18 protein-coding genes are annotated in these 16,403 nt (G+C 51.0%); 2 read left to right on the plus strand and 16 right to left on the minus strand.

Annotated features, from left to right (window positions below; all coding sequences use genetic code 11):
- The 3 genes from RSX24_RS13285 to zwf all read right to left on the minus strand — a co-directional run.
- On the minus strand, positions 1–128 hold a 128-nt coding region (locus RSX24_RS13285; protein WP_343261060.1), incomplete at its 3' end, for an NAD(P)-binding domain-containing protein.
- Between the two features lie 91 nt (positions 129–219).
- Positions 220–885, minus strand: a complete 666-nt coding sequence (fsa, locus tag RSX24_RS13290) for a fructose-6-phosphate aldolase (protein WP_236412006.1) — start codon at positions 883–885, stop codon at positions 220–222.
- 62 nt (positions 886–947) lie between these two features.
- Positions 948–2,474 carry a glucose-6-phosphate dehydrogenase gene (gene zwf / locus RSX24_RS13295; protein WP_236412005.1) on the minus strand — a complete coding sequence of 509 codons (1,527 nt, stop codon included), beginning with the start codon at positions 2,472–2,474 and terminating at the stop codon, positions 948–950.
- A 112-nt stretch (positions 2,475–2,586) separates the two neighbouring features.
- Here zwf and RSX24_RS13300 point away from each other — a divergent pair, with 112 nt between their 5' ends.
- Positions 2,587–3,474 (plus strand): LysR family transcriptional regulator, encoded by an 888-nt coding sequence (locus tag RSX24_RS13300; protein WP_236412004.1) that lies wholly within the window; start codon positions 2,587–2,589, stop codon positions 3,472–3,474.
- Positions 3,475–3,563: 89 nt separating this feature from the next.
- Here RSX24_RS13300 and RSX24_RS13305 read toward each other — a convergent pair whose 3' ends face one another.
- Entirely contained in the window at positions 3,564–4,151 is a 588-nt protein-coding gene (locus tag RSX24_RS13305; protein WP_236412003.1) for a cupin domain-containing protein, read from the minus strand.
- 160 nt (positions 4,152–4,311) lie between these two features.
- Positions 4,312–5,385, minus strand: a complete 1,074-nt coding sequence (locus tag RSX24_RS13310) for an ankyrin repeat domain-containing protein (protein ID WP_236412002.1) — start codon at positions 5,383–5,385, stop codon at positions 4,312–4,314.
- 347 nt (positions 5,386–5,732) lie between these two features.
- On the opposite strand from RSX24_RS13310, the gene RSX24_RS13315 reads away from it, so the two are divergent.
- Positions 5,733–6,755 (plus strand): serine hydrolase domain-containing protein, encoded by a 1,023-nt coding sequence (locus tag RSX24_RS13315; protein ID WP_236412001.1) that lies wholly within the window; start codon positions 5,733–5,735, stop codon positions 6,753–6,755.
- A 92-nt stretch (positions 6,756–6,847) separates the two neighbouring features.
- On the opposite strand, the gene RSX24_RS13320 is transcribed toward RSX24_RS13315, so the two are convergent.
- The 11 genes from RSX24_RS13320 to RSX24_RS13370 form a co-directional block, all read right to left on the minus strand.
- Complete coding sequence (locus RSX24_RS13320) at positions 6,848–7,873, minus strand: serine hydrolase domain-containing protein (protein ID WP_290371400.1); 1,026 nt, start codon at positions 7,871–7,873, stop codon at positions 6,848–6,850.
- 12 nt (positions 7,874–7,885) lie between these two features.
- Positions 7,886–8,584, minus strand: a complete 699-nt coding sequence (locus tag RSX24_RS13325) for a DUF1361 domain-containing protein (protein ID WP_236411998.1) — start codon at positions 8,582–8,584, stop codon at positions 7,886–7,888.
- Between the two features lie 640 nt (positions 8,585–9,224).
- Positions 9,225–10,190 (minus strand): sigma-70 family RNA polymerase sigma factor, encoded by a 966-nt coding sequence (locus RSX24_RS13330; protein ID WP_236411997.1) that lies wholly within the window; start codon positions 10,188–10,190, stop codon positions 9,225–9,227.
- 42 nt (positions 10,191–10,232) lie between these two features.
- Positions 10,233–10,679, minus strand: coding sequence for a carboxymuconolactone decarboxylase family protein (locus tag RSX24_RS13335; protein ID WP_236411995.1), 447 nt, complete (start codon positions 10,677–10,679; stop codon positions 10,233–10,235).
- 106 nt (positions 10,680–10,785) lie between these two features.
- Positions 10,786–11,817, minus strand: a complete 1,032-nt coding sequence (locus RSX24_RS13340) for a leucine-rich repeat domain-containing protein (RefSeq protein ID WP_343260899.1) — start codon at positions 11,815–11,817, stop codon at positions 10,786–10,788.
- A gap of 57 nt (positions 11,818–11,874) precedes the next feature.
- Complete coding sequence (locus tag RSX24_RS13345) at positions 11,875–12,498, minus strand: SMI1/KNR4 family protein (protein WP_343260900.1); 624 nt, start codon at positions 12,496–12,498, stop codon at positions 11,875–11,877.
- 28 nt (positions 12,499–12,526) lie between these two features.
- Positions 12,527–12,955 (minus strand): hypothetical protein, encoded by a 429-nt coding sequence (locus RSX24_RS13350; protein WP_343260901.1) that lies wholly within the window; start codon positions 12,953–12,955, stop codon positions 12,527–12,529.
- 48 nt (positions 12,956–13,003) lie between these two features.
- Positions 13,004–14,305, minus strand: a complete 1,302-nt coding sequence (locus RSX24_RS13355; protein WP_343260902.1) for a WD40 repeat domain-containing protein — start codon at positions 14,303–14,305, stop codon at positions 13,004–13,006.
- Positions 14,302–15,063 (minus strand): SMI1/KNR4 family protein, encoded by a 762-nt coding sequence (locus RSX24_RS13360; protein WP_343260903.1) that lies wholly within the window; start codon positions 15,061–15,063, stop codon positions 14,302–14,304. Before RSX24_RS13360 ends, RSX24_RS13355 begins: the two co-directional genes overlap by 4 nt.
- 98 nt (positions 15,064–15,161) lie before the next feature.
- Positions 15,162–15,719, minus strand: coding sequence for a hypothetical protein (locus RSX24_RS13365; RefSeq protein ID WP_236411984.1), 558 nt, complete (start codon positions 15,717–15,719; stop codon positions 15,162–15,164).
- The gene (locus RSX24_RS13370) at positions 15,716–16,372 is read right to left on the minus strand and encodes a hypothetical protein (RefSeq protein ID WP_343260904.1); all 657 of its coding nucleotides are present in this window, start codon (positions 16,370–16,372) and stop codon (positions 15,716–15,718) included. Before RSX24_RS13370 ends, RSX24_RS13365 begins: the two co-directional genes overlap by 4 nt.
- Positions 16,373–16,403 lie beyond the last annotated feature (31 nt).

Consider the following 16,403-nt stretch of genomic DNA (forward strand, 5'->3'; position numbering starts at 1 on the left):
AAGAGGTCATGCGTTTTCTCCGGGGAACGGTTGAATACCGACACCGTAAAGCCTCTGCTTTCAATGTTAAGGGCCAAGTTTTTGCCCATAACCGCAAGTCCGATTACGCCGATCTGTTGTTTGCTCATTATATCCTCCTGATCATTTTAATATTCTAAAGCTTTATTATGGGGCGGAGCGGTGGCGAATCTAACGGCCACCTGCTCCGCGTCATCATCATTATTTTACGGAATTTTTCCAGTCTGCCGCAAATTTTTCCAGACCTTGGTCTGTCAGCGGGTGTTTGGAGATTTGCTCAATGACGGAGAATGGAACCGTCGCAATATGTGCTCCTGCCAACGCTACACGTGTTACGTGATCCGGATGTCTTACGGATGCAGCAATGATTTGTGTATCCAGATTATGCACACGGAACAGTTCGGCTACTTTGCTCACCAACTGCACGCCATCTTCGGAGATGTCGTCGAGACGACCCAAGAATGGGGATACGTACGTTGCGCCAGCACGAGCTGCAAGCAAAGCTTGGTTCACCGTGAAGATCAGTGTTACGTTGGTTTTCACGCCTTTTTTCGTCAGGTAGCGGCATGCTTCCAGACCTGCCAGCGTCATTGGCAATTTGATCGTGATGTTTTTGTCGCTGTTGTTGATTTTGATCAGTTCTTCCGCTTGCGCGATCATTTCTTCTGCTGTTTCTGCATCCGGCGTTACTTCTGCCGATACGGATTCCACTTCAGGAACCAGCTTCAGGATTTCTTCGATGCGGTCCTCGAATTTCACGCCTTCTTTGGCTACGAGAGAAGGATTCGTCGTTACGCCGTTCAGGACGCCGATTTTATATGCTTTTTGAATTTGCTCCACGTTTGCTGTATCGATGAAAAATTTCATGTTGATTCCCTCCACTGGATAGTTTATTTTTTGGATTTGGTACTACTTCAGCATGTTACATATTACATATTACCATTAACCGCCAACGGAACTCCAGAAGCAGCTTGTTTCACCTGTTCTTCAGGCTCGTCAAACCACCAATGATGTCCCTCCTCGGCGAGCAAGGCATCGGACTCTGCCGGGCCATAGCTTCCTGCGGCATAGGTGTGCAGCGGAAGCAGGTTCTCTGCAAATGCGTCCAGAATCGGCTGGACCCATGCCCACGACAATTCAACCTCATCCCAATGCGCAAAGAACGTAGGATCCCCATGCAGCGCATCGCGAATCAGGTTCTCGTAAGCTTCGGCCAGATTTTCCCGATCCGGGGACAAGTCGATATGCACCGGCTTGAATTCGCCTTTGTTTTCCGGATCGCTTGCGTTCAGCTGGAGCGTCATGCTCTCGCCCGGACTCATTTCAATGACAAGCAGATTCGGTTTGGAACCGTTGTTGCTCTCGGAATGAGTCTGACCGGATGGCTCCTTGAATTCGATGACGATGCGCGTGGACTTTTCTTTCATGCGTTTGCCTGTGCGGATATAGAATGGAACCCCGCGCCAGAAGAAATCGTCAATCTGCAGCTTCGCGGCGATAAAGGTATCGTTCATCGTGTTCTCCGCAACGCCCGGCTCATCCTTGTAGCCTTGCACCGGCTTGCCTTGGATGCTGCCCGCCGCATATTGGCCGCGAATGACGCTTGCGCCCACGTTTTGCTTTTGCAGCGGCTCAATCGATTCCATGATGTGCTTTTTCTTCATGCGGACTTTGTCCGAGTCGCTTTTGTTGTAAGGAAGCTGGATCGCCATCATCATGAGCAATTGCAGCATATGGTTCTGGAACATGTCGCGCACGGCGCCCACGTGATCGTAATAAGATGCCCGTTCCTCAACGCCAACCGTCTCGTTCGCCGTAATTTGCACATTGGAAATGTACCGATTGTTCCAAAGCGCCTTCATGATCGGATTGTTCTGGTGCAGCGTCTCCAGGCGCTGTACCATCGGTTTGCCCAAATAGTGGTCAATCCGGTAAATCTCGTCCTCCGTAAACGCCTCGCTCAATTTGCGATTGAGATCCCGCGCCGATTGCAGGTCATGGCCGAACGGCTTCTCGATGACAAGGCGTTTCCAGCCTTGCGTATCGCCAAGACCGCTTTCCTGAATATTTTCGGCTATAGGCTCGAAGAACTCCGGTCCTACCGACAGGTAGAACAGACGATTCGAAGCAGCTCCGCGCTGCGCTTCCCCTTCTTCCACCATGCGAAGCAGCTTTATATAATCTTCCTTATGGCTGATATTCAATACACTGTAACGAAAAGCCTGCACAAAAGATTTTACTTTTTCCGCATCAGGCGCGCGTCTCGAAAATTCCTGCAAGGATTTTTCCACTTGAGACTGGAAAAAATCGTCGCTCCATTCGCGGCGTCCAAGCCCGATCAACGAGAAGGAAGCCGGCAGTTTTTGTTCGATGTATAAATTATACAAAGCAGGATATATTTTTCGCTTGGCCAGATCGCCAGTCGCACCAAACAGTATGATCGTCGTTGGTTCCATCTCCCGTAACTCCTTCCGAATAACTCTGGTTTCTTTGCTGTAGTTCCACTATAATACTTTTCAGAGCCATACAAGTAATTAATATATTTCACAGGAGATATAGATAATATCTATGACTACAAATTACGAGTTGTATAAAGTTTTCTATTGGGCCGCCAAAACCGGAAGCCTGACCCAGGCCGCCAAGGCGCTTTACATTACGCAACCCAGCGTCAGCCATGCGATCAAACAGCTCGAGGACAGCTTCGGGCTTACGCTCTTCTATCGCACGTCCAAAGGCGTTGCACTGACCCAGGAAGGCGCCAGTCTGTATTCCTACATCGAGCAGTCGCAGATCCTGATCTCGATGGCGGAAGAAAAAATGGCCGCGCTCAAAAGCCTGGACAGCGGAGAGCTGCGCATGGGCGGCAGCGATTCGCTGTTCAAGCATTACATGCTCCCGTTTCTGGAAGAGTTCCATACCCAATATCCGGGCATCAAGCTCCACCTAAGCCATGGGACGACGCCGGAAGTCATAACGTTCCTGAAAGAAGGCAAAATCGACCTGGGCGTCGTGCGCATGCCGATCGTCGATCCCCAGCTTGAGGTCAAGGAAAGCCTGCAGCTTAACGATACATTCGTTGCCGGGGAGCGTTACGCTGCCGAATTGAAAGGCAAAATCATTACGTTGGAGCAGCTGCTGGAGCATCAGCTGATCCTTTTTTCACGGAACAGCCGGGTACGGATGGCGATTACGGAGTTATTCAACAGTTACGGTTACACGCCAAGGCCCGAAATCGAAGTCGGCAGCGTTGATTTGCTGATCGAGTTTGCTCGGCGGGGATTGGGTATTTCTTATGTGACGCGCGAATTCATTACCAAGGAACTTGAAGAAGGTTCCCTGTTCGAAGTGCAGCTGGATGTTACTCTACCGCCGTCCCAGGTGGGCATCATGACCAAACGCAACATGCCTATTTCCTTGGCAGCAGGCCGATTTATGGAACTTATTTTCAAAAATTAAGAAAAGAGCCTTTTCGTCCGCGGAGGATGAAAAGGCTGTTTCGTTTTTCGAGGCAAACTAACTTTGAGACAAACTCATGAAAACAAATTTTATTCCCAGCCCTCCCTCTTGGGAGGGTTGGAACCTTTGGTCCCCAGATCGGACACAGCGTCCATACAACCGATGGGCGGACCCACAATAGCATCGCTTCTGATGGATGCGATCGCCTTGGCGTAAGCCTCTTCATCCAAGCAGTACGCGCGCTGGGCCACTTCCGGAGGCGTCGCGGCCAGAAAGTCCGCGCCAAGCACGATATCCGGCGTAGGCACGTCAAAGATCGTCAGCACGTGCACGTCATCCGTTTCTGCCACGAACCAGTGAAACCAGCCCTTCGGAAAGATCGACACCTGCCCTGGCTTCAGCCGGTAATTCAAACGTTTGCGCGTAAACGGGTCAAACACGGACGTGGTCACTTCGCCTGAAATGACAACGACCATTTCCGTTGAATTGATGTGGTAGTGTGGCTGCACAATGATCCCTTTGGTCATATGAATATTGAAAAATCCATTTTTGATTGCAGGCAATTGCTCACCGAACAGCTGGGTTACAACGTTGCGCGGATCACGCTGATAATTAATCACGGCTGTGGAATCGGCCGCCAGCTGCACATTCGGGTCTTGCAAAATCGGATCGATCATGCCACGGTTACCTCCTTTATTGGGCAAATTGCTCATTGTTGTACTGTATGCGTCCTAGAGCAGAGTCATGCCGGAAGCCCTAAGAATGTGCCCCGCAAATGAAGAAAAGCCTGCTGACGCATTACGCGCCGGACAGGCTTGTTGTCATGATTGTAATGGCTCACATTTCGTCGATAAAACGGGCAAACTCCCGGCCCGGATCGGCTAGGAAATCGTTCAATGCCGCGATGTCGCCCTGCTCCTGATGTTCAAGATCGACGTATCCGATCCGCTTCATGCCCGGATTCCAGACGATGGCGATGTGCGAATACTGGTCGACTCGGGAAGATAGGCGCAGCAGCTTTTTTCGGCCTAATTTCATTTCCACCGCATCGACCAGATGGAAAAATTCAATATAACCGACGCCCGAATCGTTGGTTGGCAAATCCACCCGGCCCGGATTGTCCATCATAAAATCAATCAGCGGCTGTGGCAGCTTGTACGCTTTCAGAGCATGCAGCTTGTTGCTCACGCTGTGAAATTCCTCGGGCTCATGCGCCTTGAGATATTCCGCCATTTCCCCGTTGTTCTGCGATACTGCGATGGTATAGGCTCGTTCCCCGTCCTTCTCCTGAATCGTCACGTCCGCCCCCTGTTCGACCAAAAACCGAACCATGTTCAGATTGTTGTTGCGGGCAGCGACGGTTAACGGGGTCGCCTTGTATGGATACACCATGTCCGGCTCGTTGTAATTGATGTCGACGCCGTGATCCAGCAAATAACGGACTGTTTTCATGTCGTGATCCGACACCGCTGTGCGCAGCGTTTTGCCGGCGTATTTCCGGATGTCCAGCCCCAGTTCGTTGAACAGGGGAATGTTGTTCTTGTTGCCGTAATACGCCTCGTCGTACGCGGTGGATTTCACCTTGCTGCGGCCGTCGAGCCTTGCTCCCTTTTCATGCAAATACCGGATCACGTCTTCCCCGCAATAACGGGCCGCCTGAAGCATCGCTGGTCGGTCTTTGGCATTCAGTTCCGCCCCGTGTTCGACCAACAGCTTCACCATATCCGGTTTATTCAAAGTCAATGCGATATCCAGCGGAGTCATGGATATGTATTTGCTCAGCACGAGCGGCTCTTCGAGCGCCAAGCCTTCATCTATCGCCTGTTCCACCACAGGCAGGTTGTTCTCCCAGATCGCCTCCGCAATCGCGGGCAATGTTTCGAATTTCCCCATATGGCCGATTTTGAACATTAATGCATCCCTCCTTGCGCATCTTGATCCTATTTTGCAGTTCTAGCAACCCTCAAATATTTATCATACAAAAGGCGGCCGCCTCTTTCATCGTCTGATTGTCCCAAAACACCGGAACGTCCTGCTTGGCTTTGCCAAAAAAGATGCGCACAAGCGCATCATCGGGCGGGCTTCTTCTACTTCACCCATATTTTTTTGTCGATCTTGCCCCAAGCGCTCAAGAATGGGGCTGAAAACCGATCCCATGACGGAATTTGAGAACTTCATTCATCTTATGATAAGATTAGGGCTATCCGTTTTTCAGCAGAGTGCCGGTCGGTCTGCAGACCGGATTCGGAAAGGACCTTATGAAATCTACCGGAATATTTGACATACAGTCCAAATTGCACGAAATGATTCCCCCGCTGGATCTGCGCAGCTGCCTGGTAAGCGTGCGGGGTGAAACGATCTATGAGCACTACCGGAACCCGGAGATCCCCGGGCAAATTGCCAAGATCAATTCATGCACCAAAAGCATACTGTCTTCTCTCATTTGCATTGCGATGGATCACGGATGGTTATCCGGGCCGCAAACGGAAATTTCCGCCTTTTTCCCGACATTGCTGGATGATCCCGATCCTCGCAAAGCACGCATAACGCTTGAGCATCTGTTAACCATGACTGCCGGGTTCGATTGGGACGAATTCGGCGGAAAAAATTCCTTTCCGCGCATGACCCGTACGGAGCGCTGGGTCGACTTTGCCTTGGAGCAGCGACTGAGCCACGCTCCAGGTACCTATATGGAATACAATTCGGGCGTGTCGCAGATGTTATCCGCCATATTGATGCAGGCAACGGATATGCCTGTTGCACGATTCGCGGAACGTTTCCTGTTTGGTCCCTTGGGCATTGAAACGGTTGAGTGGGAATCTGATCCTCAAGGCGTACATACGGGAGGTTTTGGCCTGAAAATGCGGCCGGGCGATCTGCTCAAATTCGGGCAGCTGTTCCTGCAGCAGGGCATGTGGAATGGCGAGCAAATCATCTCCACCGAGTTGGTGCATCGCTCCACCCAGCCGTTCATCGACGTTACGCCTCCGAACCGCGGCCGTTATGGCTGGCATTGGTGGGTGGATGCCCATCCCGGAGAAGCAAAGGCGGCTGCCGAACAGCAATCCGGCACGAAGCACTCAACGGGCTTAGAAGCTGCCGATGCCGCTTCACTCGATTACTACTATGCGCGCGGCTTCGGCGGTCAGTACGTTTACGTCGTGCCTGCGCTGGAGCTTGTGACCGTGCTGACCAACGATAAGCGCAAACGGGACAAGCCGCCGTTGGACGTATTTCCGCGCCTGATTGCGCCCATGCTCTACGGAGCATCCAACATATAATGGACCGCGCACTCTCCAAAAGGGGGAGCAACAAAGAGCGAATTCATTTCCGGACAGCCGTCCGATTTGAATTCGCTCTTTGGGTTGACCGTTCATTCTTTATCCCATTCCTCTTCAATCGCGCGGCTGATCCGATACGGTCCCGATTCCCGATTGGAGCAAATGACCAGCTGTGCATTCTGCTGCGGGTATACGGCAGACATAAAGGATACGCCCGGATCAAAACCCATCACGTGCATTTTGAATGGTTCTTTACCGTCCAGATCAATCCATACGCCTCTTCCATAATACTCGTTGTCTTCCTGGCGGCTATAGGGCTTGAGCAGCTGACTCGTTCCTTCCCCGCTCAACAATTCGTGGTTCAACAACGCACTCCAAAAGCGAAGCATATCCGGCCCCGTGGTATAAGCCCCCCCATCCGCTCCGCCTTTGACGGGAATCGAAAAAACATTGGATGTCCACGTCCCGTCTTCATGATCCACATACCCCGTTGCAGTGTTGCGAGGAAGCCGGTCTGCTTCAAAATAACCGCTATCCTCCATTTGGCAGCGGCGGAAAACATGCTCTTCGACATATTCAGCAAACGAAGTTCCCGATTGTTGTTCGATAATGAGACCAAGCACGATATAACCTGCATTGTTGTAATGGAATCGTTCGCCCGGCGCAAACTTCATCGGCAGGTTTTGAAACATCGGAAGGAAATCACCGGGTTCACGCATCGCATAGACCGGTCGTTCCTTCCACAAGGACGCAAAATCGTGCATTTCCTCCTCGTCGAAATAATCCGGGATGCCCGCGGTATGCGTCAGCAGTTGATGCACGGTGATCGATTCATCCCAAAGCGGAAAGTCGATATCCAGCACCTCGGACAGCCTGGACTCGTAAGTCAGTTTCCCCTGCTCGACCAGTTGGCCGATCGCTACGGCGGTAAAGATTTTGCAGCCGGACGCAATCCCGAATCGGGTATCCGGCATAATGGGCAACTCATCGCTTCGCTGGGCATGCCCTCGTGTCAGGTTGAGCAGCGTTTCCCCGTTTTTCCGGAAAAGCACTATACCTGAAAAATCAAGCTGTTCCATAATCGCCGACACCTTGTTTACCAGTTGGCTTCCTTGCACCACCCGTACCACCTACTCCCTCGAAACATGATTTTCCCTTCGTCGACCCTGATGAATCAACGCATAAACAGCCACGTATACGCTCAATAGAAATACTCCGAAAAACATGCAAAAGGCCAGCGAAGTTCGGCTAAGACTCTCATGCATGAGTTCGATCAGCATATCCCGGTTGGTTAACACGTCCCAACTGTTCAGGCGATAGACGCGGCCCAGCAAAATGCCGTAACTTCCAAGCGCGCAGCCGACAAGCACGAAAATCCAGGACACGATGCGCCCAAACTTTCTCCAGATCAGTTCATGAATCTGGTACATCGACAGGAAACCAAGCAGCAGCCCTGTCCACACAAACATCATGACGACAATCAAATCATACCAGTATCTGAAATGGATTTCGTCTCCCGCAACATATTTGCCGCTACGTACGGTGAGGTGCAACAGGTCGGTGACGATATAGGCCGCATTAGGGAAAAACAACAGCCATACCAGCCCGCTTGCAGCAGCCAGCCACCCAGCCGCTTTCCATTTCAGATGGGCAAGGGCATAGGATGCCGAAGAAAAAACGAACGGCAGCCATGCCAGGAACAGATTCCAGATCAAAAAGCGGAAATAGCGCTGATCCAGCCAATCCGCAGCGGCATAGTATAATCCGACCGTGACCGCAGTTAATACACACATGATGAAAAACAAGTTTATGTAGTTCAGCTTCTTCAACGATCAAACCTCATTTCATGCGAGCCTGCGGCTCCGATATTGGGCGGTCCTTCATTTCTATCGAAATTCCAAAATTCTACTTGATATACCTGATCATACCATTCCGAAACTCAACAATCAAAGGCCGTGAGGACCGACAGACAAAGACAAATTCGTAACCTTTTTGTGCCTGATTAGTTTGCCGGCGACGGGTTGAGTCATTTCAATTCCGATTTAACCTATATCGCTTTGGTAAAAGAAATCAATGTGCCGAGTGTCCGAAACTTCTGCAGCAGGCCAACCACCTTAAAGGTTCGTTATACGTAGGTTATCTGTTCAGCGGCAGCGATAACTCGCCCGGCCTACGACTGGACTGCCGACGATGAAGAGCGCTGCATCAATTCTGTGGTCAAGGAGGCTTATGAAAAAGCCGTACAAAACCGGGAGCCCGGGTCCCAAAGCGTACTTCTGGATGCCATCGAACAGATTCTCCCGCTCCTGGACGAGAACAACGGTCAGCTCACTCCTGAAATTCGGAATATCATCGAATCACTATATGAACGTTTTACAGAAGAATAAAGTTGTATGCGCAGCGAAAAAAGCGGCAGCCCCTTCTCTTCGGGTGCTGCCGCTTTGTGTGTCAATATGTCGGATAGGGTCTTCATTCTTGGAGATCAATGTTCTCCTGTGTTATTTTGATCGATCTCAATTTGTCCGGGTTTACGATCAGATAACATCCCTCAAGCCGCTCTCCCGATGCATCGGCCTGCAAACAGAGCACGCCTCTCAGCTTACCCTCCACAAACAAAGCCGCCTGGGGTTCTCCGTTGATCCGAACGACCATCCACTGCATTTGCCGCAGTCCATTCAGAACCCGCCGCGAGGTCAGCAGGGCCACAACGCCTTTTCGTACGTTCATCGTTCTCATGACCGTATGCACCTTGCCTCCGCCATCGGAGGTGAATACAGGCTGCTCGGCCAGCAATTCCATCATGGCCCCTACGTCATAGTTCATGAATGCAGCCGTGAACCGGGAAAGCAATTTCTGTTTGGCGGCAAGCTCGGCTTCGCCATATTCCATGGAAGGAACGCTGCTCGGCAAATTGCGTTTCGCGCGGCTGAAAATTTGGCGGCAGTTGCTTTCGCTTTTTCCAAGCCACTCGGCAATATCACGATATTCGTGCCCAAACGCCTCGCGCAGCACAAAGACGGCACGCTCCACAGGCGACAGACGCTCCAGCATGACCAAATAGGCATAGGAGATCATTTCCTTTTGCGCCATCGTTTCCTCGGGCATCAGGCCGGGGTCGGTCATCGGTTCGGGCAGCCATTCGCCCACATAGCTTTCCCGCTGATTACGGGCAGAAGCGAGCAGATTCAAGCTGCGATTTACAATGAGCTTTGCGATATAGGACTTGGGATTGCGAATGGGTTCATCCACTTCTCTCTGCTGTTGCTCCTGTGCCTGCAATGCAGCGAAACAGTCCTGGACGACATCCTCCGCTTCGACGACGCTGCCGAGCATCCGGTAAGCAATCGAAAAGGCATACGCCTTGTATTGCCTATATAATTTACCAACGTCCAGAGAAGCACCCTCCGTTGCATTGGCAGATGTGTCGATATTCATGGTCTGTGGCCTCCTCTGGACCGTTGGGTTATGGGAAAGATCTTATTTATAACATCCCGGGAACATGCCGGTCGTAATGGCAATCCGGTTCCAGCTGTTGATGGTGTTGATCGCCATCACAAGGTCCATCACTTCAGCTTCGCTAAAGTGTTCGCGCACACGCTCAAACAATGCATCAGGCACGCCTTTCCCCGCAATCAGCGTAACCGTCTCGGCCAACTCCAACGCCACACGCTCTTTATCCGTATACAGCGGAACCTCCCGCCATACGCTCAGCAGCAAAATGTGATCGGCATAATCGCCCAGTTTCATCAGATCCTTCGCATGCATGTCGAGGCAAAATGCGCATCCGTTGATTTGGGACACTCTGATCTTGATCAGCTCATACAATACCTTGTCTTCGAACTGTCCCGATACGTATTGCTCCAACGCCGACATGGCTTTATATGTGCTTGGGCTGGCTTTCATGTGGTTCATTCTCATTTTCATTAGGTTCGCCTCCAGTTATGGTTTCATACTGAAGACAAACGAGGGGACCGGTTTGTGACAAGATTCAGGATTTCGGATAAAAAAATGTTTCTGCGACATAGATCCATCAGAAATATGTATCCAATACGTTCTTCCAGCTCCATTCGGCAGATGACAAATGGATGCTCTTCAGCCAAGGCATGCGTTCGATTACATCAGGTACACTCTCAATTAGGCTGTTGGAGATGTTCAAATATTTCAGCTTGGCCAACTTTTCCAGTTCGGGAGGAAGTTCTTTAATGGCAGTGTACGCAATATGAAGGCTTTCCAACTGGCTGAGCTCGCCAATTTCCGGAGGAATGCGATCCAATGCGATGTCCTGCTTCGGTTTGGGCTTCCAATCCGAATCTTGAATGAATGAAGTTCCGCAATATATGGTCAGATGCTTCAGTTTCTTTAGTCTGCGAATGTTTGCCGGAAGGCTTTCCAGATCTCCGGTCATGATGCTTAATTCCTCCAATGACGCAAGTTCAAACAATGCTTTCGGGAGCGTGAACAGATCCCGCTCGACAATCTTCAGACTTTTTAACGCTTTCAATTCCCTGATACGGTCAGGTATAGCTTGGATCCCCATAGAACTGATCTCCAGACGATCCGTCTGATTTCGAATGGCATCATCAAGTAGACGGTCCAGCTCCTCATGCCGTTTGAGCCTAAAGAAGAGCCCGGGAATTCGCTCCATGAGCTGAATCGCTTCTTCTTCGGAGATGCGCATGCCGAACATGTCTTCATGTGCGACGCTGAAGAAATAATCACTCCCGTCTTTTTGCAAAAAACAGAGATCATCCGGCAAATCGGGATAGAACCAGTCTTTGAAACGTCTGGCCTCCTGTTTCAGAATCTGTCCGGATTCCGGAGTGCAGCGAAAAATGTAGTACGTTCCCTCGGTATACATGGCCCCGCTGCGGAGCATCAATTCTTCCATCGAACATTTTTCGATCAGATACGGTTCCAGTTTGCTCAATACCTCGCTTACTCGTAAAGGCATATCATCATAGTACCCCCGATCCACCAGCATAAAGCGATCCGTGCGCTTAATCAGCTCATCAATGAGCTGTTCATAGGCTTCATTCCTCGGGTCTGTATGAAACGGTATCATTGTCAACCTCCTATTCGAGTCCAATTCAAGCATTCTTTGCAGCAAAAGGAGGACCGATCAATAATCAATCTCCTCCATCGTGCTCAGGTTCCTGTTCGATTGTTCCAGCATCTGCGTGAACGTCGGCGCCACGTAATAAACAAAGTCCGGGTCATGCACATAAACGATAACCTGGCCATATGTTCCCTGCTCCGTCGGATCGAAATCCAACATCAAATAGAGCGAACCTCCGGCAATGGTCGCAAACGGAACCCGTGATTGATGGAAAAGATAAGGCCGGATTTCCGGGTCCAGTTTACCGATTTCCTCTGCCGAATAAAACTCATCCAGCCTCTGGTTCTCCCCGCTGATCATTCGCATCCCATCCCGCATCTCCTCTAGCGACATCAAATAAAACGGCGTCCATTCCCCCGCCCCTTCATCGCCGGGATACAACACATGAAGGGCATAACCGCTGCCGTTTTTTCGCTCGTAAAACGCACGGAAATCGGCAGGCAAGCGAACGCCAAACTCCTGTTCAAAGGCGTTTAGCTCTTCCGCTGAAGCCCCGCCAATATCCCGATACTGGTCAAGCAACTCCCGAATTTCTGCCTCTTGGACCTTTTCCTCCAACAAAAACTCCAATTCATCCATCAGCGTATGGACATGGCTTATCGATCCCGACGTCTCATCCGGCTTCATCCTCTTTCCCCTTTCCTTTTCATGTACGTTATTGCTCCTTGGCATTCTCGCGAACGTATTCCCTATACTCCCAAAAAGCTTCTTTTTCACCGCCATCTTCCAATAGAATCATGATGGCATAGGATAACATGCCCAGCCATTGATCCATCTGGTCGATTTGTTTCTGCGAAATCAATCCGTTTCTGCGCAGCATGCCTTCCGGTTCTACCGCCCAAGCCCGTCCAAGATGCACGATGCTCCACAAGCAGGACATGATCTCCCGATCAACGGCCGACTGCGACAAATCCGGAGACAGGACCCGCACAATCTCCATCAGTTCATGAAAATTTTCTTCAAATAAGGTGCCTCGAAACGGGCGAAGACTGCCCAGAAAACCATGCTCCATCTTTGGGTGCTGAACGTCATCAAACGCAAAAGCATGGCATTTCAGGAGCAGCACCGCTTCATCGCGCGTCATTGGCATCCCTCCCCTTTCCGTGATACATTCATCCCGTTTAACAGGCGGTTACCAACGCACAGGGTTCTCGCCGCGCAGCAATACGAACCGTTCCCGCTCACGCAGCGTCCCCGTACCGATGCTGTATTCATCCATGACCGGCGATGCGAGATCCAGCACATGAAGCATGCCGCTGTAGGTACCTACCAATAGCTCGGACCGATCGGGTGAGGTCGCCAATGAAAAGATCGTGCCGCCGACATAATAACGCCACTGCTCCTGTCCCGCCTGATCGATGCAGCGCAGATAACCGTAAGCATCTCCGACAACGATGCCTTCTTTGACTTCAACGGCGGCATACATGCGCGCATGCTCATCCACTATAGGCCAATCCTCTCTTTTTTCGTTGCCTTCCGCCTCTTCCAAAGGAATTCGGATCGTAACGCCATTGTAGAAATGGCAGGAATTGAACCAGACATTCCGGTTGTCGCCAGAAAAAACGGCATAGTGCGGATAGCTCGATTCGGGATAGAACATGTACTTTTGGCCTTGGCGGCGATTGAGCAGCATATGCTCACTCGCTTGGCTTCCATAGGCAATCCATGTGCCGTCCCTGGAAACCGCAGCATGCCCCATATCCAAACGCGTGTCTTCGAGTTCATATTCCTCGATATCTTCCAGATCCGGATGAAGCAGTTCTACTTTATTAGGTTCGATCAGATAGATGCCATAATAGGATTGCAGCAGCAGCGCCTTTCCGTCTTCCAGAGGGACGAGCAGCTCCAAGGTCCGCTCCGGGAACTCGCAGTCCGCAAAGGACTCGGTATTCGGCAGAATTTCATGGATCAGATCCTGAATGTCTCCCCAACGATAGGTGGCTAACCGTTCGCCTTCCAAGGCCCCGTCCGGCCTGCTCACGACATGAATGCCATCGGCAGAAGCAAGCGCCCATACTAACTGATCGGCGGAACATCCGGCAAATGTATATGCTGTGCCGCGCAGCTCACCTTGCCGGTTGGCCGTATATACTCGTCCCTGGTGAGCCATCGAACCGCTGCTGAACACGATAGATCCATCGTGCAGGTATCCGATCGCGCGGATCGGCTGCATTTGCTTGTCAAACGCTTCAGCCATCGGCCAAGTCGCAGCAGGAAGTTCCTCGCGAAGCCGACTGATTTCACCGGCTTCATTGGCTTTCTTCACCATTTCCCACACCGCTTTGGCCCACTGTTTCCGCTGATCTTCCGCAATTTCGGATTCATCCGGCTGCTCGCCGGCCATGCTGCGACGCACAAATGCGTTCACATTGTCCGCATACCGCCTGCCTTCCGCTCGCCATGCCGCAGCAATGCGTTCATTCAACCAATTCAATATGATTCCTCCGCTCCCATAGGATTGATAGCCTTGCAGTCATGTTCCTGCAATACACGATCGATCTCCGTCTCAGGCGCCCCGCCTGCTTTCGTCCCCGCCTCATAAAATAAGGCGATCTCCGATCCGTACGCATAATTGAAGCGGAGATATCCACCCATGGAAGCCGAAAACAGTTTGCATGTATGCTGATTTTCCAGTATAGCATCCCATTCAAAACGGGCCTTGAATACTTGCGCAACCTCTTGCAGCGACAAGCCTCCCTGCTTCGCTCCAGCATAATGGTAAAACGTATGCTGCCGCAGCTCGTTCCATGGCTCGAAATACCGAGGTTCGGCCAATGAGGCATCAGAGTACACGTCGCTGTAGATTCGATTCAACTGCTCGCCGAATCCCTCTTCCATGTCGTGCCACAAACGGATGCGTTCATCGTGGCGCGGAAGCCACAGCAGTCCTGCGACGCCGGAATGAATCGCCAGAAAATCCCCATCGACCGAGCTGCCGATGCTTATGCATTCCCCGATCTGCTCCTGGCTGATCGGAGCTTCTTCGTCGTGCAGCCAAAAGTCATACTCGGCAAAGGGTTTCAATACCTCGGCATCGGGGCCCTGTATGTTCATCCATCCCGAGTATGTCCCTTCGCCATATGTGCCCAGCCAGCCGCGGTATGAACGAGGCAGCGTGACGGCATGCCGTTGTTCGAATGAATCCAGTTCCTCGGCGGGTACCGGGTTGAGCATGCGAGTCACAATATACATGTTTATGGCTTCCTCCCATCATTAACGTCATGAACATGTCGACATTTCATCTATAGAAACCGCAGCGTCTGTTTGTTTTTTGCGGCTTATATAGGCGGTTAAGCCAGTTCTTCCTGCAGCACTTCGGTTGCCAGCCCTTTGCGATTCACGATCCGAATGGCAAACGCGTCGTACCCGTCCCGCTGGACTTGCTCGAATTCCACTTTTTCGCCTGTGATCAGTTCGAACCTTCCGTCCTCATCGACCTCTTCCCCGAACTCTTCATCCCATGGGACGTTGTAAAAGGCAGACAAATGCACTTCAAACACATCTTCTCCTTCAATGTCCAAATACGGACGAAGCGGGCGATTGGCAATATCCTCCTCGGGATATGTCTCGCATACCATCGCATCGTACCCATGCTTGGCCGAATCAATCAACAGAAAGCGTTCTCCGGTTACGGTATGCTCTGCATAGACGATCGAAGGCGTCATTCCATCCCAAGTGATCACTTCATCATCCAGCAAGTCCCCATAATAAAAAAGATGGAACTTGTCATGACCGTCTGCCGTCTGCAGTTTGCCGCGCCACTCCACCTCATGTTGATTTTCATCGGACACCGCCGTGACCAAACCTTCCAAATAGGAAGGTCCTTTATGTACGCCTGTATTGTTCATTGTTTATTCTCCTCCATTGGCTTCATGTGGATCGTTACGATCTTCTGTTCTTCATCGACTTCCAGATTTACGTTTATCCCCAGTTTATCGCGGAACAGGGCGGTGATGTTGAGATAGGGATCACGCGCAGGTTCGCTGCCTCCGTTATGGGTACGGGTCATTCCTTGGTGGATGATGGACTTGACGAGATCGCCGTCTCCTTTTCCCGTTTGCCGATACATATAGATCGGCCTATTGTCCCGATCGTAAAAATTCAACACCGTATCATAGTCATTGGCATTTTTGTATTGATTTTCAGAACGGACATAGTCCGTTTGAGAGATCTCATAATCCACCCTTCCCGCAAGGTAAGGATTGTCTCCTCCCGTCTCGATGGCATATTCTCCATAAGCCAGTTGGAACAAATATTGAATATGACTCATATCCACCCTGTAGTACAGCTGCCGGTCAGGACCTTGTTTGTCCATGGCGGCAAACCCGTTCACCAACGGCAGAGCATTATACGATTCGCCGTCAACGTCTACTGCCAGGGCATAATCTGATAACACTTTTTCTTTTTGAAAAATACCGTATGTCTGAGCAATGAAATAGGCCGGTATAAGCAAAACAATGAATACCACCAATACAATGAACCATTTTGCGCCTTTTCTCATATGTCTGCCCTCCCCCAAAAAAGGTGCCTGA

It is taken from the genome of Paenibacillus hubeiensis, assembly GCF_032334105.1.
GTDB lineage: Bacteria > Bacillota > Bacilli > Paenibacillales > Paenibacillaceae > Paenibacillus > Paenibacillus hubeiensis.